This window comes from Paracoccus shanxieyensis, assembly GCF_009711265.1.
Taxonomy (GTDB): Bacteria; Pseudomonadota; Alphaproteobacteria; order Rhodobacterales; family Rhodobacteraceae; genus Paracoccus; species Paracoccus shanxieyensis.
Genome location: NZ_WMII01000005.1, coordinates 1 through 23,605 on the forward strand (window position 1 = coordinate 1; position 23,605 = coordinate 23,605).

At 65.1% G+C, this 23,605-nt stretch carries 24 protein-coding genes, 1 pseudogene and 1 riboswitch; of the genes and pseudogenes, 5 read left to right on the forward strand and 20 right to left on the reverse strand.

All coding sequences use genetic code 11. The annotated features are described in order from the left end of the window. Nucleotides 1–320: transposase (locus GL284_RS06530; protein ID WP_196216724.1), on the forward strand; the 320-nt coding region annotated here is incomplete at its 5' end. Between the two features lie 492 nt (nucleotides 321–812). Here the strand turns inward: GL284_RS06530 and GL284_RS06535 are convergent. The 15 genes and pseudogenes from GL284_RS06535 to GL284_RS06605 form a co-directional block, all read right to left on the reverse strand. After that, nucleotides 813–1,129: pseudogene (locus GL284_RS06535) on the reverse strand (IS3 family transposase); the annotation flags it as partial. A gap of 95 nt (nucleotides 1,130–1,224) precedes the next feature. Beyond that, nucleotides 1,225–2,601, reverse strand: coding sequence for an aspartate aminotransferase family protein (locus GL284_RS06540; protein ID WP_155043796.1), 1,377 nt, complete (start codon nucleotides 2,599–2,601; stop codon nucleotides 1,225–1,227). Further along, nucleotides 2,601–4,049: an NAD-dependent succinate-semialdehyde dehydrogenase gene (locus GL284_RS06545; protein ID WP_155043797.1), complete on the reverse strand. Its 1,449-nt coding sequence runs from the start codon at nucleotides 4,047–4,049 to the stop codon at nucleotides 2,601–2,603. Before GL284_RS06545 ends, GL284_RS06540 begins: the two co-directional genes overlap by 1 nt. Beyond that, nucleotides 4,046–5,056 carry a N(2)-acetyl-L-2,4-diaminobutanoate deacetylase DoeB gene (doeB, locus tag GL284_RS06550; protein ID WP_155043798.1) on the reverse strand — a complete coding sequence of 337 codons (1,011 nt, stop codon included), beginning with the start codon at nucleotides 5,054–5,056 and terminating at the stop codon, nucleotides 4,046–4,048. The genes GL284_RS06545 and doeB overlap by 4 nt, the downstream gene beginning before the upstream one ends. Before the next feature lie 4 nt (nucleotides 5,057–5,060). Beyond that, nucleotides 5,061–6,242, reverse strand: a complete 1,182-nt coding sequence (doeA, locus tag GL284_RS06555) for an ectoine hydrolase DoeA (RefSeq protein WP_155043799.1) — start codon at nucleotides 6,240–6,242, stop codon at nucleotides 5,061–5,063. A gap of 9 nt (nucleotides 6,243–6,251) precedes the next feature. Next, a complete protein-coding gene (locus tag GL284_RS06560; RefSeq protein WP_155043800.1) occupies nucleotides 6,252–7,223 on the reverse strand; it encodes a cyclodeaminase in 972 nt (323 codons plus the stop codon). Continuing rightward, nucleotides 7,220–8,173, reverse strand: a complete 954-nt coding sequence (gene eutB, locus GL284_RS06565; protein WP_155043801.1) for a hydroxyectoine utilization dehydratase EutB — start codon at nucleotides 8,171–8,173, stop codon at nucleotides 7,220–7,222. The genes GL284_RS06560 and eutB overlap by 4 nt, the downstream gene beginning before the upstream one ends. Continuing rightward, nucleotides 8,170–8,931 carry an ectoine utilization protein EutA gene (gene eutA / locus GL284_RS06570; protein WP_155043802.1) on the reverse strand — a complete coding sequence of 254 codons (762 nt, stop codon included), beginning with the start codon at nucleotides 8,929–8,931 and terminating at the stop codon, nucleotides 8,170–8,172. The genes eutB and eutA overlap by 4 nt, the downstream gene beginning before the upstream one ends. Beyond that, nucleotides 8,928–9,587, reverse strand: coding sequence for an ectoine/hydroxyectoine ABC transporter permease subunit EhuD (gene ehuD / locus GL284_RS06575; protein ID WP_155043803.1), 660 nt, complete (start codon nucleotides 9,585–9,587; stop codon nucleotides 8,928–8,930). Before ehuD ends, eutA begins: the two co-directional genes overlap by 4 nt. Continuing rightward, the gene (ehuC, locus tag GL284_RS06580) at nucleotides 9,587–10,243 is read right to left on the reverse strand and encodes an ectoine/hydroxyectoine ABC transporter permease subunit EhuC (protein WP_155043804.1); all 657 of its coding nucleotides are present in this window, start codon (nucleotides 10,241–10,243) and stop codon (nucleotides 9,587–9,589) included. Before ehuC ends, ehuD begins: the two co-directional genes overlap by 1 nt. Before the next feature lie 59 nt (nucleotides 10,244–10,302). After that, entirely contained in the window at nucleotides 10,303–11,121 is an 819-nt protein-coding gene (gene ehuB, locus GL284_RS06585; RefSeq protein WP_230382946.1) for an ectoine/hydroxyectoine ABC transporter substrate-binding protein EhuB, read from the reverse strand. A gap of 23 nt (nucleotides 11,122–11,144) precedes the next feature. Beyond that, complete coding sequence (ehuA, locus tag GL284_RS06590) at nucleotides 11,145–11,930, reverse strand: ectoine/hydroxyectoine ABC transporter ATP-binding protein EhuA (RefSeq protein ID WP_155043806.1); 786 nt, start codon at nucleotides 11,928–11,930, stop codon at nucleotides 11,145–11,147. Nucleotides 11,931–12,028: 98 nt separating this feature from the next. Further along, nucleotides 12,029–13,414, reverse strand: a complete 1,386-nt coding sequence (gene ehuR, locus GL284_RS06595; RefSeq protein WP_155043807.1) for a MocR-like ectoine utilization transcription factor EhuR — start codon at nucleotides 13,412–13,414, stop codon at nucleotides 12,029–12,031. 77 nt (nucleotides 13,415–13,491) lie between these two features. Then, the gene (locus tag GL284_RS06600) at nucleotides 13,492–14,046 is read right to left on the reverse strand and encodes a YbhB/YbcL family Raf kinase inhibitor-like protein (RefSeq protein WP_155043808.1); all 555 of its coding nucleotides are present in this window, start codon (nucleotides 14,044–14,046) and stop codon (nucleotides 13,492–13,494) included. Nucleotides 14,047–14,134: 88 nt separating this feature from the next. Then, nucleotides 14,135–14,968 (reverse strand): helix-turn-helix transcriptional regulator, encoded by an 834-nt coding sequence (locus GL284_RS06605; protein WP_155043809.1) that lies wholly within the window; start codon nucleotides 14,966–14,968, stop codon nucleotides 14,135–14,137. 404 nt (nucleotides 14,969–15,372) lie between these two features. Here GL284_RS06605 and GL284_RS06610 point away from each other — a divergent pair, with 404 nt between their 5' ends. Continuing rightward, nucleotides 15,373–15,582: a hypothetical protein gene (locus GL284_RS06610; protein ID WP_155043810.1), complete on the forward strand. Its 210-nt coding sequence runs from the start codon at nucleotides 15,373–15,375 to the stop codon at nucleotides 15,580–15,582. A gap of 30 nt (nucleotides 15,583–15,612) precedes the next feature. On the opposite strand, the gene GL284_RS06615 is transcribed toward GL284_RS06610, so the two are convergent. After that, the gene (locus GL284_RS06615) at nucleotides 15,613–16,455 is read right to left on the reverse strand and encodes a LysR family transcriptional regulator (RefSeq protein ID WP_155043811.1); all 843 of its coding nucleotides are present in this window, start codon (nucleotides 16,453–16,455) and stop codon (nucleotides 15,613–15,615) included. Between the two features lie 95 nt (nucleotides 16,456–16,550). On the opposite strand from GL284_RS06615, the gene GL284_RS06620 reads away from it, so the two are divergent. Next, on the forward strand, nucleotides 16,551–17,534 hold the full coding sequence (locus GL284_RS06620) for an aldo/keto reductase (RefSeq protein WP_341870301.1): 984 nt from the start codon (nucleotides 16,551–16,553) through the stop codon (nucleotides 17,532–17,534). A gap of 135 nt (nucleotides 17,535–17,669) precedes the next feature. Here the strand turns inward: GL284_RS06620 and thiC are convergent, their stop codons facing one another. Together thiC and GL284_RS06630 are read right to left on the reverse strand one after the other, a co-directional pair. Further along, nucleotides 17,670–19,487 (reverse strand): phosphomethylpyrimidine synthase ThiC, encoded by a 1,818-nt coding sequence (gene thiC, locus GL284_RS06625; protein ID WP_155043812.1) that lies wholly within the window; start codon nucleotides 19,485–19,487, stop codon nucleotides 17,670–17,672. Nucleotides 19,488–19,568: 81 nt separating this feature from the next. Next, nucleotides 19,569–19,688, reverse strand: a riboswitch (TPP riboswitch). Nucleotides 19,689–19,783: 95 nt separating this feature from the next. Continuing rightward, on the reverse strand, nucleotides 19,784–20,752 hold the full coding sequence (locus GL284_RS06630) for a cation diffusion facilitator family transporter (protein ID WP_230382945.1): 969 nt from the start codon (nucleotides 20,750–20,752) through the stop codon (nucleotides 19,784–19,786). Nucleotides 20,753–20,927: 175 nt separating this feature from the next. Between GL284_RS06630 and zigA the strand changes: the two genes are divergently transcribed. Both zigA and GL284_RS06640 read left to right on the forward strand, forming a co-directional pair. Next, a complete protein-coding gene (gene zigA, locus GL284_RS06635) occupies nucleotides 20,928–22,151 on the forward strand; it encodes a zinc metallochaperone GTPase ZigA (RefSeq protein WP_155043814.1) in 1,224 nt (407 codons plus the stop codon). 123 nt (nucleotides 22,152–22,274) lie between these two features. Continuing rightward, a complete protein-coding gene (locus GL284_RS06640; RefSeq protein ID WP_155043815.1) occupies nucleotides 22,275–22,460 on the forward strand; it encodes a hypothetical protein in 186 nt (61 codons plus the stop codon). A 27-nt stretch (nucleotides 22,461–22,487) separates the two neighbouring features. Here GL284_RS06640 and ribD read toward each other — a convergent pair whose 3' ends face one another. Together ribD and hisI are read right to left on the reverse strand one after the other, a co-directional pair. After that, nucleotides 22,488–23,084 carry a bifunctional diaminohydroxyphosphoribosylaminopyrimidine deaminase/5-amino-6-(5-phosphoribosylamino)uracil reductase RibD gene (gene ribD, locus GL284_RS06645; RefSeq protein ID WP_155043816.1) on the reverse strand — a complete coding sequence of 199 codons (597 nt, stop codon included), beginning with the start codon at nucleotides 23,082–23,084 and terminating at the stop codon, nucleotides 22,488–22,490. Between the two features lie 26 nt (nucleotides 23,085–23,110). Continuing rightward, complete coding sequence (gene hisI / locus GL284_RS06650; protein ID WP_155043817.1) at nucleotides 23,111–23,569, reverse strand: phosphoribosyl-AMP cyclohydrolase; 459 nt, start codon at nucleotides 23,567–23,569, stop codon at nucleotides 23,111–23,113. Between the last annotated feature and the right edge of the window lie 36 nt (nucleotides 23,570–23,605).

Sequence of the window (23,605 nt, forward strand, 5' to 3'; positions counted from 1 at the left end):
CGCTGCGGGAGAAACAACCCAAACTCGGTGCCCTGATGGACGCCTCCCGCGACGACGTCCTGGCCTACATGTCCTTCCCACGCGAGCACTGGACCCAGATCGCGTCCACGAACCCGCTGGAGCGGGTGAACCGCGAGGTGAAGCGGCGCGCCGACGTCATAGGCATCTTCCCCAACGACGAGGCCATCATCCGCCTGGTCGGCGCACTGATGCTGGAGACCAACGACGAATGGGCGGTCGCAAGACGCTACATGAGCCTTGAAACGCTCGCCCGTGTGACCGACAATCCAACCGTCAGGCTGCCCGCCGTGGCCACCTGAACAAGCCCTGACCTCTCCGAGGGTCGGCGCTCCTACACCACGCCGCGGGGCACTATCCTGGGCACAGCTAAGCGTCAGTTACCGACTTCGCCCAGAAGCGATGAAACTCGCGAGAGATTTCGCCGAGACATTTTTGCGGAAGGAAGCAATTGAGCTGCCCAAGCAGAAGCAGCGAACGCTCGGTCTGTCCCCCTGCGATCTACGCCAGGACAATGTGCCTCCGAGGAGGCAGAAAAGACAGATTCCGATGAAACACTCTTGCTAATGCGCCTTACAGGAAAAAATGACCTGGCAAATGCAGTTATTGATAGGTCAGTCGGTAACATGAAATCAGGTGCTGGCGTTGTCAGGAGGCTGGCCGGTATCGGATCAAATCCGTTGACAGGTTCAGCCACGACCAAAAGGAAAGCCGTCGCAGGAAGATGGGCCTCTGGATGGGGATGCATGCATCAAGGCAACAACATTGCGTAGCTTTGAATAGCCCCATGTTTCTTAGACGCCTTCACTTCTCATCATCTGCCGCCGTTCGAACTCAGCGGGCGACAGCATCCCGTTTCTCGCATGCTTGCGCTTCGGGTTGTAGAATATCTCGATGTAATCGAACACGTCCTGCCTTGCGTCTTCGCGGGTCCGGTCCTGCGCCTGATCCGCTCGCGCTTGAGCAGGTTGAAGAAGCTCTCGGCAACGGCGTTCTGCGCCTGCAAATGATCCCCCGGATCATTTGCTCCGCTGGCGTGGACCGTCTTGAACTCATGGCAGTTGCCACGGCGGCTCATCGAATGCTCCAGATTGTGGGCCCGCAGGAACGCAGCTCAGTCCATGCTGGTGACGCACCACGACGCCGACAGCGCCGCACCCGCGCGATATTGGCGCAAGGGCCGGGCGGCCCCTGCGCGCATTCGTGTCAGTGCTGGCCCAGCACCTCGGTCACGGCTTCGGCGGTGGCGGCCACGATGGTGTCGGCCTCGGCGCGGGTCAGGCACAGGGGCGGGGCAAGGCCGATGATGTCGCCCTGCGGCATGGCCCGCGCGATCACGCTGCGTTTCAGCATGGCGGCGACGGCCTTGCCGCCGACGCCCTCGGATGCATCGAAAAGCTGCCGCCCGTCACGGTCGCGCACCAGTTCCACGGCGCAGAGCATGCCCTCGCCCCGGATCTCGCCGACATGGGGGTGGGTGCCAAGCGCGGCCTGCATCTGCGCGTTCAGATAGCCGCCGGTTTCGCCGGCGTTCTGCACCAGCCCCAGCTTGTCGATCAGTTGCAGGTTGGCGATGCCAGCCGCCGCCCCGATCGGATGGGCGGAATAGGTCCAGCCATGGCCCAGCACGCCGTTTTCATCGGTGCCCTGCATCAGCACGTCCCAGACGCGCTGGCCGATGATGCTGCCCGACAGCGGCGCATAGGCGCTGGTCAGGCCCTTGGCGATGGTGATGATGTCGGGGCGCATCCCGTAATGGTCGGAGCCGAACATCGAGCCCAGCCGGCCAAAGCCCGTCACCACCTCATCGGCGATCAGCAGGATGTCGTGGCGGTCCAGCACCTTCTGGATGGCGTCCCAGTAACCGGCGGGCGGCGGCACGATGCCACCCGTGCCCAGAACCGGCTCTCCGATGAAGGCCGCGATGGTGTCCGCGCCCTCGGCGGCGATCAGCTTTTCCAGTTCCTCGGCGCAATGGGCGCTGAACTGTTCCTCGGTCATCGCGCCGTCCTGGCGGCGATAGTAATAGGGCGCTTCGGTATGGATCACCTGCGCCAGCGGCAGGTCGAATTTCTTGTGAAACAGCTCGAGCCCGGTCAGCGAGCCGGTCATCAGCCCGGATCCGTGATAGCCCCGCCAGCGCGAGATGATCTTTTTCTTTTGCGGCAAGCCCCGGATATTGTTGTAATACCAGACCAGCTTGATGTTGGTTTCATTGGCGTCCGAGCCGCCAAGCCCGAAATAGACCCGCGCCATGCCCTTGGGCGCGCGCTCCATCACCATTTTCGCCAGCGTGATATTCGCCTCGGAGCCATGACCGGCATAGCTGTGGTAATAGGCCAGTTCGCGGGCCTGTTCGGCGATGGCCTCGGCGATTTCGGGGCGGCCATAGCCGACGTTCACGCAGTAAAGGCCAGCAAAGCCGTCCAGCAGGCGGTTGCCGTCGCGGTCGGTGATATGCACGCCCTCGGCGGTCTTGATGATGCGCTGCGCGCCCTCACCGCGGGCGAATTGGCCAAGGTTGGTCGAGGGGTGAAAGAAATTCTCGCGGTCCCATTTGGACAGCTCGTCATTGGTCAGCATCATGCGCTCCTGTGATCTGCCCAATCGCGGCAGACGTATTTGATTTCGGTAAAGGCTTCCATGCCGTGGCGGCTGCCCTCGCGGCCAAGGCCGGATTGCTTCATGCCGCCAAAGGGGATCGGCGCGCCGGTGACCTTGGTGCGGTTGACCGCGACCATGCCGAATTGCAGCGCGCGCGACAGCCGATAGATGCGGCGCGGATCGCGGGAATGCACATAGGCGACCAGCCCGTATTCGCTGGCATTCGCGATGGCCACGGCCTGATCTTCGGTATCGAAGGGGGCGATGGCCGCGACCGGGCCAAAGGTTTCCTCATGGAAAATCCGCGCCTCGGGCGGGACATCGGCCAGCACGGTGGGCTGATAGAACAGCGGCCCCTGCGGATCGCGGCTGCCGCCGGTCAGCAGCCGGGCGCCGCGCGCCAGCGCATCGGCGACCTGTTCTTCCTGCTTTTTGACGGCGGCTTCGTTCATCAGGGGGCCAAGGTCGCGGTCCTCGATGCCGGGGCCCAGCGTCAGGGCGCGGGTGGCCTTGGCGAACCGGGCGCAGAAGTCGTCATAGATGCCGCGTTCGACCAGAAAGCGGTTCGCGCCCAGACAATCCTGCCCCGAGGTGGCGAATTTCGCCTTGATCGCCTCATCGACGGCCAGATCCAGATCGCAATCGGCAAAGGCGATAAAGGGCGCGTGCCCGCCCAGTTCCAGCACCAGCCGCTTCACCGTGTCCGAGCTTTGCCGGTACAGCAGCTTGCCGATCTGGGTCGAGCCGGTAAAGGACAGCGCCCGCACCCGCGCATCGCGGCACCATTCGCCGACAATCTCGGGCGCGTCACCCGTCACCACGTTGAAGACACCCGGCGGAAAACCCGCGCGGTCGGCCAGTTCCGCCAGCGCGGTGGCCGACAGCGGCGTTTCCGCCGAAGGATGGACGACCACGGTGCAACCCGCCGCCAGCGCCGCCGCCGCCTTGCGGGTAATCATGGCGCAGGGGAAATTCCACGGCGTGACCAGCGCGGCGACGCCCACCGGCTCGCGCCACAGCTCCATCTCGGCGGTGGAGAGATGCGAGGTCACGCTTTCGATATTCGGGCGCTTGGCTTCCTCGGCATAGAATTCGACGAAGCTGGCGGCATAGTCGATTTCACCGCGCGATTCCGACAGGGGCTTGCCCTGTTCGGCGGTCATCAGCCGGGCCAGATCCTCGCGGTTGTCGCGGATCAGCTGGAACCAGCGCAGCAGCACGGCGGCGCGTTCCTGCGGCAGGGCTCCGGCCCAAGCCGGAAAGGCTGCCTGTGCCGCATCGACGGCGGCATGCGCGGCCTTGGCATCCAGCTTGGCGACTTCGGCGATCACTGCGCCGGTGGCGGGATCGGTGACCGGAAAGCGCGCATCGCCGACCCAAGCGCCGTTCACATAGGCTTGTTGCCGCATCAAGGGGTTATCGGTCATTCTTCTACCTCCACGCCGATGACGGCGACGCAATCGCCGGGTTTCACGATGCCGGGGAAATGCCGCGCCAGCATCAGCCCGGCGCGGCCTGCGCTCACGGTCACCGGCGCAAGGCCGGTGCGGGTCACCGGGAAGATCCGGGCGACGGGCTGGCCCTGTTCGACGGCATCGCCCAGATCGACCAGAAATTCGATCAGCCCGCCATCCTCGGCAAAGGTGAAGCAATCGGCATCGGGCATATCCAGCCATTGCGTCGGCTGAGCCGTGACCTGCCCGCGCAAGACGCCCGCCGCGATCAGCAGATTGCGCAGGCCGCGCTTGGCGATCCCTGCCGTGCGCGCCGTCGCCGTGCCGCCGCCGCCCAGTTCGGTGGTGACAAAGACCTTGCCCATCTCTTCGGCGGCGGTGTCATACATGCCCACCGCGTCGATCTCCAGCATCTTGACCGACCATGGCGCGCCAAAGGCCCGCACCAGATCGAAGGCCGCCGCCTCTTGCCGCTTGTCGGGCAGGATATGCGCCGCGGCATAGGGCAGGAAATCCAGCGTCTTGCCGCCTGAATGGAAATCCAGCACCACATCCGCCATCGGCAGCAGCACGCGCTGGAAATAATCCGCGATCTTCTGCGTCACGCCGCCATCCGGTCGGCCGGGAAAGCTGCGGTTCAGGTTGCCCTTGTCGATGGGCGAGGTGCGGGTGCCAGCGCCAAAGGCCGGATAGTTCATCGCGGGCACGATGATGATGCGCCCGGTGACATCTTCGGCGCGGATGGTCGCGGCCAGATCGAACAGCGCGATCGGGCCTTCGTATTCGTCGCCATGGTTGGCACCGGTCAGCAGCGCGGTCGGGCCTTCGCCGTTCACCACCACGGTGATCGGCGTCATGATCGACCCCCATGCCGCATCGTCGCGCGACCACGGCAGCCGCAGGAAGCCATGGCTGACGCCGGGCGCCGCGAAATCGACCGTCGCCGTGATCGGCGAAGGGGTAAGCTGCATCTGCAACATCGCCCTAATCCTTCACGAACAGCTTGCGCGGCACCGATGCCAGCAGTTCCGGCGCGCCCTCGGTGATGGCGATGGATTCGGTGATCTCAAGGCCCATCTCGTCGGACCAGAGGCCGGTCATGAAATGGAAGGTCATGCCGGGTTGCAGCACGGTCTTGTCGCCCGGACGCAGCGACATGGTGCGTTCGCCCCAGTCCGGCGGATAGGACACGCCGATGCCATAGCCGGTGCGGCCGTCCTTGATGATGCCGTATTTCTTCAGGACCGCATAGAACGCCCCGGCGAACTGTTCGCAGGTATTGCCGGCGCGGGCGGCCTCAAGCCCAGCCTCCATCCCTTCCAGCACGGCTTTTTCGCCCTCGGTAAAGACCTTGGGCGGCTTGCCCAGAAACACCGTGCGCGACAGCGGCGCGTGGTAGCGGTTATAGCAGCCCGCGATTTCAAAGAACGTGCCTTCGCCCGCGCGCATCGGCCGGTCGTCCCAGGTCAGATGCGCGGCGGCGGCTTCGCGCCCCGAGGGCAGCAGCGGCACGATGGCCGGGTAATCGCCGCCGAAGCCGTCCGTGCCGCGAATGCCCGCGTCATAGATCTCGGCCACCAGATCGCATTTGCGCATCCCCGGCTGGATCTTCTCGAAGATGCGTTCGTGCATCTTGGTGACGATGGCGCCGGCCTTGCGCATGTAATCCAGTTCCGTGGCCGATTTCACCGCGCGCTGCCAGTTGACCAGCCCGGTGGTGTCGCTGAAGCGCGCATCCGGCAGATGCTTTTGCAAAGCGGCAAAGGCTTTGGCCGAGAACCAGTAATTGTCCATCTCGACGCCGATGCGTTTGGCACCCCAGCCCTTGTCGGTCAGGATCTGCGACAACAGGTCCATTGGGTGTTTCTGGGTGTTCTGCACGTAATCATCGGGATAGCCGATGATGTTTGCCTCGGCCAGATAGGCGGTAAAGCGGGCGCCGACGGCATCCATGCCGCGCCCGAAAAACATCGGCTCGCCTTCGGGCGGGACCACCACGCATTGATGCACATAGAAGGACCAGCCGTCATAGCCGGTCAGCCAGTTCATGTTCGAGGGGTCGCTGACGATCAGCAGATCGACGCCCTTTTCGTCCATGGCCCGGCGGGTCTTGGCGAGGCGCTGCGCATATTCCTCGCGCGTGAATTTCAGGATTACCTCGGTCATGATGTCCTCTCAGACGGTGAAGGCTTGTCCCGCGCCCGCGTCCAGCGCGCGGGTCAGGGCCAGGGTGGCGATGGCGGTGTCCTGGATGCCGGTGCCGGTCAGGTCGGCCAGGGTGATCTGGGCGGGGCGCGAGCGGCCGGGGGCAAGCCCGGCCAGCACCTGACCCAGTTCGGGAAAGGGTTCATCGCGCAGCGGGCCATGCGCCAGTTCGCCCATCAGCCGGGTCTGCGACAGCCGGTCGGCGACGTAATGGGCACGGGCCAGCAGCGCGGGCGCGATTTCATTCTTGTGCCCGGCATCCGAGCCCATGGCGGTGATATGCGCGCCCAAGGGCGCATCATGCAGGATCGGGCTTTCGGCGGGCGTGGTGGTGACGATCAGGTCGGCATCCCGCACCGCCTCGGGCACGGTGGCGCAGGCGGTGACCGGGATGCCAAGCGCGCCGGTCATCTCGGCGGCAAAGGTCTGTGCCTTGGCCGGATCGCGCGCCCAGACCGTCGCCTGTGTCAGGGGCCGCACCAGCGCCAGCGCCCTGAGTTGCATCCGCGCCTGCATCCCCGCGCCAAGGATCGCGGCGCGGTGGGCATCAGGGCGGGCCAGCGCATCGGCGGCGACGGCCCCGGCGGCGGCTGTGCGCAGATCGGTCAGATAGCCATTGTCCAGCAGCAGCGCCTGCACCAGCCCGGTTTCCGCCGACAAGACCACCATCATGCCATTGGTCGAAGGCAACCCCAGCGCCGGATTGCCGAAAAACCCCGGCGAGATCTTGATGGCGAAATGCGGCAGGCCGGGGATATAGGCGGTCTTCACATCGACCTCGCCGCGATGTTCCGGGATGTCCAGCCGCAGGATCGGGGGCATCGCCACGGGTTTCGTTGCCAATGAAACGAACGCCTCGCGGATGCAGGTGACGGCCTCGGCGTCCAGCGGCATCAGCGCGCGCAGGTCGGTCTCGGTCAGGATGGTGATGGGCGGTCTCATGCGGCGGCCTCCATCAGCCGGGCGTGCAGGGCGGGGTCGATATTGCCGCCCGACAGGATGGTGACGGTCGGCCCTTGCGGGGTGAATTTGGCTGAGAGCAGCGCGGCATGGCCCACGGCGCCGGCGCCCTCGACCATATGGCCCGCTTGGCCCAGATGGCGGATCGCGGCGGCGATCTCGGCTTCGGACACCAGCAGCACCCCGTCCAGCAGATCGCGGCACAGCGCGAAGGTCAGGCGATTGTCCAGCCCGATGCCGCCGCCCAGACTGTCGGCCAGCGTCGCAACCTCGGTCACCTCGACCGGATGGCCGGCGCGCAGGCTGGCGGCCATGGCGGCGCCGTTTTCCATGCTGATGCCGATCACGCGGGTCGCGGGCGAGATCGCCTTGATGGCCACCGCGATGCCGGCGGCCAGACCGCCGCCCGACAAGGGCACCAGCACGGCATCCGGCCAATCACCGTTCTGGCCGATCTCCAGCCCGATGGTGCCTTGCCCGGCGATGACATCGGCATGGTCAAAGGGCGGGATCTGGGTCAGGCCGTCATCTGTCACCGCGCGGGCGACCTCGGCCATGGCCTGATCCTGACTGTCGCCGATGATGCGGACCTGCGCCCCCAAGGCGCGGATGGCGTCGACCTTGTTTGCGGGCACCAGCCGCGACAGGCAGACGGTGGCGGGCAGGCCAAGCGCGCGGGCGGCATGGGCCAGCGCCCGGCCGTGATTGCCGGTCGAGGCGGTGACGACGCCGCGCGCATCACCAAGCGACAGAATGGCATTCGTCGCGCCGCGCAGCTTGAAGGCGCCGGTCGGCTGGGCATATTCGCATTTCATCAGCACCGGCTGGCCCAGCCGCGCCGACAGCGCGTCGTCGCGCAGCAGCGGCGTTTCCGCGACATGGCCGCGAATCCGGGCGCTTGCGGCGCGGATGTCGTCCAGCGTCACGCTCATGGCAGATCCAGCGTCATCAGATGGCCCGGCGCCGCCGCCGTCGGGTCGCCGCACAACCGCAGCACGTTCCATGCGGCGGCATAGTTGGAACTGAGCACCGGCACACCGCAAGCGGCTTCGATCCGGTCGATCACGCCTGCGGCGCGCACGGCGGTGCAGGAAATGAACAGCGCCTCGGATCCCGGTGTCACGGCCTCGCGGGCGAAGGCCACGATTTCGTCCACAGGCACCCGCGCCATCTCTCGGTCGTCCAGCAGGTTCATGCAGGTGAAGCGTTGCAGGTCCATGCCTTCGGCTTCAAACATGCGCGCCATGGGCGTCGAGGTTTCGACCGAATAGGGCGTCAGCACCGACAGCCGCCGCGCGCCCATGGCCCGCAGCCCGGCCAGCACCGCTGAAATCGGCGTGACCACCGCCACCCCCGGCTTGCCCGCCTGAATACCCGCGCGCACCGCCGCATCGCCGATCACCACCGAGGCCGAGGTGCAGCCATAGACCACCGCGTCCAGATCCTCGTCCGGCAGGATCAGCGCCGCCGCCTCGGCCAGATCGGGCTGCATCGCGGCCAGCGTTTCCGGCGTCACCGGATTGGCGAATGCGATGCGGTTCGCGTGAACGCCGATGCCGCGCGGGGCGACGATGCGGGCGAAATCGGCCTCGATCGTGTGGTCGGTCGACAGCGTGACCAGCCCGATGCGATGGGCAAAGGGGCGGGCATCCAGCCGGGGCGCGCGTGCGGCAGTCACGATTTCGGTCATTGGCCGATCCTTCCATAGCGGCGTTCCAGCCAGCGCAGCCCGATCACCGAGATCACGCTGACGATCAGGAACATCACCCCCACCATCGTCATCGGCTCGACATAGCGATAGGAGGAATTGGCCACCGATTTCGCCTGATTCATCAGCTCCAACACGGTGATGGCCGACAGAAGCGGCGTTTCCTTGAACATGGCCAGCAGGTAATTCGCCATGGCCGGGATCATCGGCGGCACCGCCTGCGGCAGGACCACATGCACCCATGTCTGGCGCGTGGTCAGGTTGGTGGCGCGCGCGGCCTCCCACTGGCCGCGGGCCACGCTTTCGATGCCGCCGCGATAGACCTCGGCGGCATAGGTCGCGTAATGCAGCCCCATGCCCAGCACCCCCGCCGTCAGCGCAGGCAGGCGGATGCCCAGATCGGGCAGGACGTAAAAGATGAAGTAAAGCTGCACCAGCAGCGGCGTGCCCCGGATGAATTCGACCACAAAGCCGGTGATGCGGGCAATCGCACGGTTCGGCGACCGGCGCAGGATGGCAAAGACCAGCCCCAGCACGGCGGCGACCACGGCGCCCAGCAGGGTGGCGATCAGCGTGATGCGCAAGCCGTCCAGCAGCGTGGGCAGGATCGACCAGGCGAAATTCCAGTCCCATTCCATCAGCGCACCCCGTCCAATCCGCGCGTCACCCGGCGTTCCAGCCGGCGCATGACAAATGAGATCACCGAGGACAGCACGAAATACAAAAGCAGGATGGTGACAAAGGGCAGCAGCGTGCTGCCGGTCTGCGAACGCACCACCTGCGCCTGAAACGTCATGTCCGACAGCGAGATCAGCGACACCACCGAGGTGGCCTTCATCAATTCGATGGCATTGTTGCCGAAGGTCGGCAGCATCAGGGGCAGCGCCTGCGGCAGGATGACATGGCGCATGCGCTGAAACCGCGTCAGGTTGACGGCGGTGCAGGCCTCATGCTGGTCGCGCGGCACCGACAGCACCGCGCCGCGCACCACCTCGGCACCATAAGCGCCGACGTTCAGCCCCAAGGCCATGACGCCCGCCTGCATCGGCGAAAGCTGGATCCCAGTCATCGGCAGCACGAAATAGATCCAGAACAGCTGCACGAAAATCGAGGTGCCGCGAAAGAATTCGATATAGCCGGTCGAAAGCCAGCGCAGCCATGCATGGCGCGACAGCCGCGCCAGCCCGGCGACAAAGGCCACCACCAGCGCCACGCTCGATCCCAGCAGCGTCAGCTTGACCGTGACCCATGCCCCCTGAAGGATGAGTGTCAGATATCCCGCCCAGTCGCCCATGCGCTGATGCCTTGCCTTTCAGATAAGGGGTGGGCGGGGTGCGGCCCCGCCCGTTCAGGTCACTCGCCGCAGAGCTGTTCGCGCGAGGTGGACATGGCGGCGGCGGCCGAGAAGCCATAGGGCTCGATGATCTTGGCGAATTCGCCCGATTCCTTCAGCTTGGCCAGTTCCACGTCAAAGGCGTCGCGCAGCGCGGTGTCGTTCTTGTTGAAGGCCGCGCCGTCGCAATAGACCGGGGCGCCTTGCACCGGGGCAAAGACCTCGAGCGCAGTGCTGCCGGATTTCTTCAGCAGATCGTTCAGCGACAGCACCGGCAGCGAATAGGCGTCCAGCCGGCCGTCTTCCAGCATCTTCAGCCCCGATTGCGGATCGGGCACCACGATCAGCCGGTCACGCGGCACACCGGCGTCCAGCGCCAGCTTCTCCTCGGTGCCGCCGCCGGGCGCGCCCAGTTTCGCCGCCGGATCCGCCGCGATGTCGCCATAGGCCTGGAAGCCCTTGGGATTGCCCTTGGGCAGCAGCAGCGCCTCGGCATCGCACAGGATCGGCTGGGAATAGGCGACGGCGTTGCAGCGTTCCGGCTTCATGAACAGGCCCGCCGTGATGGCATCGACCCGGCCCGCCTGAAGGCTGGGGATCATCGCGCCATATTCGGCGATCGAGGCTTCAAGATCCGTGATGCCCATGGCGGCAAAGACCGCGCGGGCCACATCCGGCGCAGCACCCGACACCTTGCCGTCCGAGGCGACGGCGGTATAGGGCGGCTCGTTGCCGATGACGATGCGGACATAGCCCTGATCCTTCAGATCCTCCAGCTTGTCGGCCAAGGCGGGCAGCGGAGCCGCGAGGATCATCGCGGCAATCAGACATTTCTTCATCATTCTCTCCTGTTGGTGGGGCGTCACACGCGCTGTCCGGCGGCAACGATCTTGCGCAGGAAGGACTTCGTGCGGTCCTGTTTCGGCGCGGTGAAGATCTGGTCGGGCGGGCCCTGTTCGACGATGCGGCCCTTGTCGAAGAACAGCACGCGATCGGCGAAATCATGGGCAAAACCCATTTCATGCGTGACCAGCAGCATGGTCATGTCGGTCTCATTGGCCAGACGCTTCATGACCTCCAGCACCTCCTCGACCAGTTCGGGGTCAAGGGCCGAGGTCACTTCGTCAAACAGCATGATCTGCGGCTGCAAGGCCAAGGCGCGGGCGATGGCGACGCGCTGTTTCTGCCCGCCGGAAAGCTGGCTTGGCATGTAATCGGCCTTGTCGGCCAGACCCACCATATCCAGCAATTCGCGGGCGCGCTTTTCGGCGGCGGCACGGCTTTCGCCCTTGGTCAGCACCGGCGCAAGGGTGATGTTCTGCAGGACCGACTTGTGCGGGAACAGGTTGAAATGCTGGAATACCATGCCGATATGGCGGCGCATCTTGTGCAGATGCGCCTCATCTGCGGGCACCTCGGCGCCGCCCTTGGACATGTGATAAAGCGGCTCGCCGCAGACCTCGATGCGGCCGCCGGAAATGTCCTCCAGCGTCATCAGGATGCGCAGGATCGTGGTCTTGCCCGAGCCTGACGGCCCGATCAGCGCCAGCTTTTCGCCCTTCGCCACGTCGAAGTTCAGCCCGTCGATCACCCTCAGCGTGCCGAAGGATTTTTCAAGGTTCTGGATGCGGATGATCGGCTGGTCCAAACTGGCCCCCTTGTGCTGATAGGGGAAAATTTGCAGGACAATTATATCAGGTCAATCAGAAAATAATATCATAACAATTTATCCCGCGCGACTGCCTATCAAACCAGCGGCAGCAGCGGTTCGGCGGTGCTGCGCAGGGTTTCGGCGACCAGTTTCAGCCCGTGCCGCAGATCCTCGGCTGTCGTCGAACCCAGCGCGATTCGCACTGCGTCGCGGCGCTGGCGTTCGTCCAGCCGGAAGGCGCGGCCCGAGGCGACCGCCACGCCGCGTTGCCGGGCCTGAGCGACGAATTCATCCTCGTCCCGGCCCGGTGGCAGTTCCAGCCAGACATGCAGGCTTTGCGGATGCGCGTAAAACACCGTGCCGGCCAACTCTTCGCGGGCGATGCGGTGGCGTTCGCGCAGCGCCTCGCGTTGCCACAGGATCAGCCGGTCCACCGTGCCATCGCCGATCCAGTGGCTCAGCAGTTCGACCATGGCGGGGGTCGCCATCCAGTTGGTGACCAGATGCCTGTTCGCGGTGACCGCCGCCAGCCGGGGCGGCGACACCAGCCACGCCACCCGCAGACCGGGCAGGTTCGACTTGGTAAAGCCGTTGATATGCAGCACCCGTTCGGGCGCCAGTGCCGCCAGCGGGGTGGGGCGATCCTCGATCAGCACGTTCAGCATGTCATTTTCGACGATCAGCAGATCGTGGCGGCGGGCGATCTCGACCAGCTCGACGCGGCGCTGCAGGCTGGTCACCAGCGCGCGCGGATTGATGGCCGAGGGCTGCATATACACGGCCCGCAGGCTGCCCTTTCGCGCCAGATGGTCCAAGGCTTCGGGGACGATGCCGTCATGGTCGATGGGCAATGGCTCAAGCTGCAGGCCAAGGTATTTGCACAGCGGCATCAGCAGGTGATGCGTCAGCCCCGCCGCTGCCAGCGTGCCGCCCGGCGGCACCGCGCTCATCACCGCGGTGGTGATGGCCGAGGTGGCGCCGTCGGTCAGGGTGATGCATTCGGGGGCCGTGTCGATGCCGCCGCGCCGCAGCCAGTCGGCCGCGACCCCGCGATGCTGCGGCAGCACCGAGCTGGGGCGGAACGACAGCGCGGCGGGGCTGGTCAGGTTTTCGGCGACCCAATGCAGCCCGTCGCGGAAGGTCTCGACATGCATGCGCTCGGTCACCGGCTTCAGGATCGACAGATCGACCAGACCGCCCGCCCGCTCGGCCAGATAGGGCGGCGGTGCCTCGGCCCCCTGCGGCAGCACGAATGAGCCGCGCCCGACTTCGCCCACCACCAGCCCGCGCCGGATCAGCTCTTCATAGGCGCGCGAGACGGTCTGCACCGACAGGCCCAGATCATCGGCCAGCCGCCGCTGCGGCGGCAGGCGCGTGCCGGCTGGGACCAGCCCGTTGCCGATGGCACGCGCGTAACTTTCGGCCAGCGACAGATAGGCCGGGCGGTGCAGGGTGGAGGGGTCGGGGCGCCAGATTGTCATGATTTGATGATGCGGGCGGCGCGGGGAAATGACAAGAATGATCTGATTTCTGTTTGTGACCGCGCCGCCCGCCTTGGTCAGCGGTTGTAAACGGCGGTCACGCTGGCTTTGCCGATCGTATTGGCCCCGATCATGAAGCCCGCCAGCGCGTTGCTGGCATCCGGCGGCAGATCAAGCGTCTGGACGCCTAGCGCATGAACGGTGAAGACATAGCGGTGCATCTCGCCGGGCGGCGGGCAGGCGCCGCCAAAGCCCGCCGTGCCATAGTCGTTCCGCAACTCGACCGATCCCGCTGGCAGCTTGTCCGTCCCGCTGGCACCGGACGGCAGCTGCGACGCGGCTGCGGGGATGTTCACGATATTCCAGTGCCACCAGCCCGAACCCGTCGGCGCGTCGGGATCATAGGCGGTCACGGCAAAGCTTTTCGTGCCTTCGGGCGCATCCGCCCATGCCAGTTGCGGCGAGGTATTGCCGCCGTCGCAGCCGAACCCCTTGAAGACCTGCGCGGGCGCAAGCTGTGCGCCTTCTGCCACCGAGCTGCTTGACAGCCGGAAATTCTGGGCGGCGGCCGGTGACGCGATGATGCCAGCCGCAAACAGGCCAAGCAGCGTTTTCTGAAGAAGCAAGGTCATGATCCCTTTGGTGAATGACGATGCCCGCATCATAGGCGCCACGGTCTGTCCCGCTTCCGAGGCGCGATCAAAAACTATCGAAAAACGATCATTCCGCCGTTGACCGGATCGCCGTTGACCGGATCGCCATCGGCCTGATCCCGAACCGCTTCCTGAACGCATCGGAAAAATGCGAGGGCGTCTGAAAGCCGCAATCCAAGGCAATTTGCGAGATCGGCGCACGGGTCGATTGCAGCAGCGCCAGCCCTGCCTCCAGCCGGGTATTGTGCAGGATCTTGGCAAAGCCATGTCCTGATTTCGCCAGCCAGCGCCGGAAGGTCGCCTCGCTCATGGCGAAGTGACGGGCGGCATCCACGGCGCGCCAGGGCCGGGCCGGATCGGCCTCGATCAACCGGCGCAGGCGGGCAAGCGGCTGGTCATCGTCACGGGCCGGCAAGCGGACGCCGTGATGCCGCAGCCAGATCAGGGGCTCCAGCAGGCGGTGCCGGCGGATCGGCAGGGGCAGGGCTTCGCTGGCAAGCGTCTGCTGGATCAGCGCGAGGATCTGGTCGGGGCGGTGTGGCTCGGCGCGGACGATCTGAATCCCGGATGGCGCCGCGCCCGGTCCCTGATCGGCGAAAACCGCGTCGATCAGATCATGGGTGAAATACACGCCATCCGCCCGGTAATGCGCGTTCAGCAGCGGCCGGTTTTCCAGCGTCACCAGCGAGCCCGCCGGAAAGATGATAAGGTCGCCTTCCTCTGCGATCATTTCGCCGTTGACCGGGCAGACGACCCGCTTGGTCCCCGTCTGGATAAAACAAAGGAAGGTCAGCCGGATGAACAGATCCGCAAAGGTCGCCGCCGTCGCCTGCGTGATGGGCACGATCATGACCGCCGGTCCGGCATCGCCGTGGATCAGGGGGGTGTCGTGTGTCGTCATGATCTTCCGAGGGTGGCTTGTCGCAGCGTGGTCAGGGTTTCGGTGTACTGCCGCTTACGGTTCATCGCGCGCGGCGGCACGATTGCCCCCTGTATCCCGCCGACCGTATCGCGGGCCAGTCGGGAAAGACCTGATACAGGCTGACTTTGCCAAGCTAGGTATCTGTGGCGGAATAGCATGGGCAGGACAGCATCGCGCTTGGCGACAAGACGGGGCATCGGGTTGTCCTGACCGGACAGGCGGCGACACAGCGTCGCGATTGGACAGCTTGCGGCGCGAGTGACGCAAGCAACTTGGGCAAGCCGCTGTCAAAGTCTCAGCCTGCGTTCCAGGCTGATCAGCACCAGCGGAATGGCAAATGGCACCAACATTATCCGCAGAGCAGGAAGCACAGGGGGGGCGCGATGCACACTGCACTTGAACGGGCATATGACCGCTTTGATGCGTGGTGGGTCAAACTGGTCCATGAGCGGTTCCCTGCATCGGCATGGCGAATGTTGGCCTTGCCCATCATGATACCGGTCACGCTGATCGTTGCGATGCTTTTCGGGTTCGTTCTGATGATCCGTCGCGTCAGGCGATCAGCGGCAGCTGCAATGTCAAAGCGCGGCTGAGGGCACGCTTGCGGGCGCGCCTGCCGCCGCTCAGATCTTGCGCATCGCCTCGACCAGCATGCCGGCGACCGCGCGCACCGCTGGCGCGTGTTTCAGGTCGGCATGGATCACCATCCATACGGGCCGCGCCTCGGGCTGTTCGCGGGTCACGCGCACCAGATCCCTGCAGCCTTCCGCCATCACCCGCGGCAGCAGGGCGACGCCAAGGCCCGCTTTGGCGGCGGCGAACTGGCTGTGGAAATCCCCGGTCAGCAGATCAAGCGGGCGATCGGCGGCGAACTCTTCCAGCCAGCGTTGCTGCGGGACATGGCGCAATGTCTCGTCAAAGGCGACAAAGCGCCATTGCTGCGGCGGTAGTTTCGCGATGTCGGGCGTCGCGTACAGCGCGAATTCGACCGCGCCGATGCGCCGCACGATGTTCTGCCTTCCCTGCGGCTGGACCATCCTGACGGCCAGATCGGCCTGACCGCTGTCAAGCGAGGCGATCTGCGCATTGGCGGACAGCACGATCTGCAAATCGGGATGATCGGCACGAAGAGGGCGCAGGGCGGGGATGATGACCTCGCTGACCAGAACGGGCGGCGCGGTCAGCCGCACGCGCCCGCTCAGCGTGCCCTGCGCGGCATGGGAAAAGCGTTCGATGCGCTGCGCGCCCAGTTCCATGTCCCGCGCGATGGCGGCGACCTGTTTTCCCGTCTCGGTCAGGGGGGTGGACCGCGCAAGACGCCGCACCAGCGTCTGGCCCAAGCTCTGTTCCAGCATGGAAATACGCCGCGACACCGTGGCATGGTTCACGCCAAGCGCCCGCGCCGCGCCAGCCAGTGAGCCTTCGCGGTCCAGCACTGCCAGCACATGCAGGTCGTCCCAGTTCATCTGATCGTTATCGCACAGATGGCGTGCATGGTCATGCAGTTTTCATGCGACCGCGCAGCTGCAAGAAAGCATCTGCCGCAAAACAGGAAGCACCGATGATGATCCCCGCATTGCCGCTTGGCACCGATGTTCCTGACCTGCCCGCGCTTGGGCTTGGCTGCATGGGCATGTCGGAATTCTATGGCGACACCGACGACACCCAATCGCTGAGCGTTCTGGCCCGCGCCTATGATCTGGGCGTGCGGATGTTCGACACCGCCGACATGTATGGCAACGGTCATAATGAGGAACTGCTGGCGCGGTTTCTGAAACAGGGCCGCCCGGATGCGGTCATCGCCACCAAGTTCGGCATCCGCAAGGCTGCGGGTGAATATGCCCGCAGCATCGACAACAGCCCGGACTATATCCGGCAGGCCTGTGACGCGTCGCTGCGGCGTCTGGGGGGTGAGCAGATCGGTCTGTACTACGTCCACCGCGCCGAGACCGGGCGGCCGATCGAGGACACGATGCAGGTGCTGGCCGGACTGGTGCAGGCGGGCAAGATCGCGCGGATCGGCCTCAGCGAGGTCTCGGCCGCAACCCTGCGCCGGGCCCATGCGGTCCATCCCGTGGCGGCGGTGCAAAGCGAATATTCCCTGACCACCCGCGACATGGAGGCCGATATCTTGCCGGCCTGCCGCGAACTGGGCACGGCCTTTGTCGCCTACAGTCCGCTGGGGCGTGGCTTGCTGTCCGGCACGCTGGATCGCGAAAGCCTTGCCCCGAACGATTTTCGTCGCAACGCGCCGCGTTTCGGTGCGGAGGCGCTGCAGGCCAATACGGCGCGTCTGGACACCCTGCGCAGCATTGCCGACCTGCGCGAGGCGACGCCATCGCAAGTGGCCCTTGCCTGGGTGTTGGCCATGGGGGTGTTCGCGATCCCCGGCACCAAGCGGCTGAGCTATCTGGAACAGAATATCGCTGCCGCAAGCCTGAAGCTGTCCGCCGATGACATCGCCAGATTGAACCAGGCCTATGCGCCGGGCAGCTTTACAGGCGAACGCTATACCGCCGAGGGCATGAAGGGCGTGAACGGCTGAACGCCCGTGGCATGGCCCCGTATGCAGGCCGGTCTGATCGGCTGCCAGCAGACCAGCCGCATCGCGCGGCGGTCAAATGGTGACGCCGGATGGCGCCAAGGGGGGCCAGCCCGTTCACAGGCTGGCCCCCAATCCTTACGCCTTGGCCGCAGCGGGCATGTAAAGATCGCCGCCATCGCGGTATTTCTGGGCCATCCCGGCCATGCCGGCCTCGGCGCGGGCGGCGTCGCGGATGTCGTGGCTGATCTTCATCGAGCAGAATTTCGGCCCGCACATCGAACAGAAATGCGCCAGTTTATGCGCCTCTTTGGGCAGCGTTTCGTCGTGAAATGCCCGCGCCGTATCGGGGTCCAGCGACAGGTTGAACTGATCCTGCCAGCGGAACTGAAACCGGGCCCGCGACAGCGCATCGTCGCGGATCTGCGCCGCCGGATGGCCCTTGGCCAGATCGGCGGCATGGGCGGCGATCTTGTAGGTGATGACCCCGGTTTTCACGTCGTCCCGGTCGGGCAGGCCCAGATGTTCCTTGGGCGTGACATAGCACAGCATCGCCGTGCCGAACCAACCGATCATCGCCGCGCCGATGCCGCTGGTGATGTGGTCGTAACCCGGCGCGATGTCGGTGGTCAGCGGTCCCAGCGTGTAGAACGGCGCCTCGTCGCAGACCTCAAGCTGCTTTGTCATGTTTTCGCGGATCTTGTGCATGGGCACATGGCCGGGGCCTTCGATCATCACCTGACAATCGTGATCCCAGGCGATGCGGGTCAACTGGCCCAGCGTCTCCAGCTCGGCGAATTGGGCGGCGTCATTGGCATCGGCGATGCTGCCCGGCCGCAACCCGTCGCCCAGCGAAAAGGTCACGTCATAGGCGCGCATGATGTCGCAGATTTCCGCGAAATGCGTGTAAAGAAAGCTTTCGCGGTGGTGATGCAGGCACCATTTCGCCATGATCGAGCCGCCGCGCGACACGATCCCCGTCACCCGGTCCACGGTCAGCGGGATATGCGCCAGCCGCAGCCCGGCATGGATGGTGAAATAATCCACCCCCTGTTCGGCCTGTTCGATCAGTGTGTCGCGAAAGATGTCCCAGCTCAGATCCTCGGCCACGCCGCCGACCTTTTCCAGCGCCTGATACAGCGGCACCGTGCCGATGGGGACCGGCGCGTTCCTGATGATCCATTCACGGATATTGTGGATATTGCGGCCCGTGGACAGGTCCATCACCGTATCGGCGCCCCAGCGGATCGCCCAGACCATCTTTTCCACCTCCTCGGCCATCGACGAGGTGACGGCGGAATTGCCGATATTGGCGTTGATCTTGACCAGAAAATTGCGGCCGATGATCGCGGGTTCCAGTTCGGGGTGGTTGATGTTGGCGGGGATCACGGCGCGGCCCCGGGCGATTTCGTCGCGCACGAATTCAGGGGTGACGTGATCGGGGATGGCCGCGCCGAAGCTTTCGCCGTCGCGGACCGACTGCGCCAGCGCCTGACGGCCCAGATTTTCGCGGATGGCCACGAATTCCATTTCCGGCGTGACGATGCCCGCGCGGGCTTGCGCCAGTTGCGTGATCGCCTGCCCGGCGCGGGCGCGGCGGGGCAGGTGGCGCTGCGTATATTCCGGTGTCAGCTGCGCGCCGGTGGCAAAGCCGTTATCGGCGGCCTGCACCACCCGTCCGGCATAGGTCTGGGTTGCGTCGCGCCCGGCGACCCAGCCTTCGCGGATGCGGCTCAGACCGGCATCAATGGCGATGTGTGCTGCGGGATCGGTATAGGGGCCCGAACAGTCATAGACCGTCACCGGCGGCTCATCCGCGCTGGGATGCAGCGCAATGCGGCGCATCGGCACGCGCAATTCGGGATGCAGCATCCCCGGCTGAAAGATCTTTTCCGAGGCGGGCAGCGGCCCGGTCGTCACTTGGGTGATGGGTGTCTTGGGGGGCAGATCGGTCATGTCAGGCTCCTGGCTTTCAAGGCGTTGGAGACCCAGCATGGACGGAAAGAAGGAAAGGCCGCCCCCCGACCGCAGACCGGCCAGCAGGCAACCGCACCGTCCCTACGCCAGCATGAACTGGATCAGGTTCATAGGGTTCCTGCGCTGCCTTGCGGCCCAGCAGTATCTCAGCCCCTTGTCGGGACGCCCCTGGTGAGGATGTGAAATTGACCGGCTGCGTGCGGGCTGTCAATGCGGATGCCGCAGCCGCAGCCGCAGCCACAGCCAAGGCCACGGCGGCGCGGTGATGGATCAGGTCATTCGGCCCATTCGGGGTCGCCGGTAAAGACGACGGTCAGCCAGCGGTCGGGGCCTTCGCCGCCAATCGCATCGCCGATCTCGTCGCGCAGCGCGTCCCATTCGTCAATGCGGCGGGCGGGCGCATCGGCGGGCACGATGAAGAACAGCTCGATTTCCTTCGAGCGGCCCACGCGCGCCACATAGGCGCGGTGCGACACAAGACCGTGCTTTTTCACGAAAGCCTGCGCCACCACATCCACATGCGCCTTCAGATCGGCAGGCGTGACCAGAAAGATATCGGCCAGCGCCTGCCGGACGGTCGAAACCGGCAGCGGGATGATCAGCAGACACACCACGGCAAGGACAGCCGGATCGATATAGGGCGAGATCCATTGCCATGTCGTCCCCTGCACCCCAAAGCCGATACAGAAGGCGATCAGCAGCGCCGCCGTGATGCCCGCCGACATCACCCAGCTTTTCACGTCCAGCCGGATGAATTCCGAACCCAGCTTGCGGTTGGCGCGGGCCTCGACGATGGCAGTCGTGGTGCAGGCGATCAGCGTGAAAACCGCATAGATGATCGCCCAGCCGAATTCCAGGTCGCGGCCGCCTTCCAGCAGGCTGCTGACCGCATTGACCAGCGCATAGACCGCAACGCCGATCAACAGCGTGCCGTTCAGCCCCAGCACCATCGGCTCAAGATGCCAGAACCCCATGGAAAACCGCTCGCGCAGCTTGCGCGACAGCCCCTTGGCCAGGGTGAACGAGGTGATCAGGTTGACGACGACCAGCGACAACAGGCTCATGCTGGCATCGACAAGCGAATAGACCCCATCGAAGGTGATCGAGAACGACCCGGAAATCAGGCCGAAGCCGATCCCCAGCGATGACATGACCAACGTCACCGCAATCGAGATGCGAAGGATGCCGCGTTCGTCGCCCGGATCAAAGAATTTCGCTTTACCATTCATGTGCTTACTGTCCAAACCGCGTCCGTCGTCTTTCCAGACCCTTTGCCCGCGGCATTCAGCCATCCGCGCCGGAGCAAATCAACCCGCTGCAGAAAAACGTAATAATATAACAAAATTCTGTCTGCTGGCCCTTGTGGCTGGGTGGCCGCGCAGCTTAGTAAATGTAATATTATCACATTGCGAGGACGCCATGCCCGTCAGCCAGCTCTCGACCGACACCCGCCTTCCCGTTACTGTCCTGTCCGGCTTTCTGGGCGCGGGCAAGACGACGCTGCTGAACCACATCCTGAACAATCGCGACGGCCGCCGCGTCGCCGTGATCGTCAATGACATGTCCGAGGTGAATATCGACGCCGATCTGGTGCGCGACGGCGCCCAATTGTCGCGATCCGAGGAAAAGCTGGTCGAGATGACCAATGGCTGCATCTGCTGCACGCTGCGCGGCGATCTGCTGGACGAGGTGCGCAAGCTGGCAGCCGAGGGCCGCTTCGATTACCTGCTGATCGAATCCACCGGCATCGCCGAGCCGCTGCCGGTCGCCGCCACCTTCGATTTCCGCGACGAGGATGGCTGCAGCCTGTCCGATGTGTCGCGGCTGGACACGATGGTCACGGTGGTCGATGCCATCAACCTGACCAAGGATTTCTCCAGCCATGATTTCATCGCCGATCGCGGTGAATCGCTGGGCGAGGAGGATGAGCGCACTCTGGTCGACCTGCTGACCGATCAGATGGAGTTTGCCGATGTCATCGTGCTGAACAAGGTGACCGAGGCCGGCCCCGAACGTCTGGATCAGGCCCGCAAGATCGTGCGCGCCCTGAACCCGGATGCCCGCCTGATCGAAACGGATTTCAGCCGCGTCGATGCCGATGAGATCTTCGACACGGGCCTGTTCGATTTCGACCGCGCCCATATGCATCCCATGTGGGCCAAAGAGCTGTATGGCTTTGAAAACCACACCCCCGAGACCGAGGAATACGGCATCTCGTCTTTCGTCTATCGTGCGCGCCGACCCTTTCACCCGAAAAAGATCCACGCCGTGCTGAATGGCGATCTGCCCGGCGTCATCCGCGCCAAGGGTCATCTGTGGATCGCCAGCCGCCCGAACTGGGCGGTTGAATTCAGCCTTGCCGGGGCGATTTCGTCCGTGAAGCCGCTGGGGGGCTGGTGGGCCTCGGTCCCGCAGGATCGCTGGCCCAGCCACCCCGAGGCGCTGGCAGAAATGGAAAAGAACTGGGTCGAGCCATGGGGCGACCGCCGGCAGGAGCTGGTCTTTATCGGTTCAGGCATGGACCGCGCCGCGATCACCGCCGCCCTGGACGCCGCGCTGGTCGAGGCTGTGGACTTCACGCCTCAGGCATGGACGAAACTGCCCGACCCGTTCCCGCAATGGGGCCAGCGCAACGTCGCCTGAGGCGGGGCAGGACAGGTGGCCAGGGTGGTTGCAGGTTGGTCCTTAAGCGGTCCGGGCCCGGTGCTTGTGCCGTGATCGGGTCGGCTTCAATCGCAATATCCCAGTCCAACCACAGGGGAAAACATGCCCATTTCCGCTGCGCCAAAGGCCGGGCGGCCAAGCGCGGATGCCGCGGCCCGAATCTGTGCCGAACGCGGGGTCAATTTCACGCCCCTGCGCCGGGTCGTGCTTGATCAGGCCGCGATCCGCCGCCAGTTCGACGCCTTGTCGTCGGGCCAGCAGCCGTTTCTGGCCGTGCTGCGGGTCTAGGCCCGGCCGGTCGCCGCACCCGCCTTATCAGGGACTGACCGCCACCAAGGTCAGGCCAAGCTGGCCAAGCTGGGGCCAGACCGGCCGATGCGGGTCCAGCGCCAGCAGCGGGCGTCCGCGCAGCACCAGTCCGCGCGGCGTCAGCAGACCGTCCGCGCCGTCCGGGATGGCATCGGTCGGGCGGTCTAGCAGCATCCGCTGGGGCTGACCGCTGCGGATGCGGTGCAGGAAGCCCGACATGATCGCGGCAGCCTCATCCGCGCCGGGACCGATATCCACCGCGATCCCCGCCTGACGCAGCCGCGCAAAGCCGCCGCCATTCACCCGGGGATCCGGGTCCCGCAGGCTGGCCACCACCCGCGCGACCCCAGCCGCGATGATCGCATCGGCGCAGGGTGGCGTCTGGCCATGATGGCAGCAGGGTTCCAGCGTGACATACAGCGAGGCCCCGCGGGCGGCGTTTCCGGCACGCTCCAGCGCCAAGCGTTCGGCATGGGGTCGCCCGCCGGGCTGGGTCGCGCCTGTGGCGATCAGCCGGTCGCCCGTCGCAATGACGCAACCGACCGGCGGGTTGGGCCAGACATGGCCGCGCATCGCCCGCGCAAGATCAAGCGCGTCGGCCATCCATATTCCGGGCCATCCAGATCGCGTCACAACTGGGTCGGGTTCGGGGCATCGCCATAAACGCGGACAGGATCGAAGGCCTTTTCGCTTTCCGTGAACAGCAGCGGCGCATCGCCCACCAGCGGTACCGCCCGATAGAAACACGACCGATAGCCCACATGACAACTGGCCCCGCCCGCGATCCGCACCCGCAGCCAGACCGCGTCCTGATCGTCGTCGATGCGCATTTCCACGGTGGTCTGCACCAGCCCGCTGGTTGCGCCCTTGTGCCACAGGCACTGACGCGCGCGGCTGTAGTAATGCGCCTGACCCGTCTGGATGGACCGCTGCAACGCCTCGGCATTCATCACGCCCATCATCAGCACCTCGCCGCTGCCGGCATCGGTCGTCACCACCGAAATCAGCCCTGATGCGTCAAATCTCGGAGCAAGATCATGGCCTTCCTCGACCTGCTCAACCGAAAGTCTGGGTTTGAAGTTTTGCATTGCGGGCCTTTGCGATTCTCATTAGCGATATGTAAT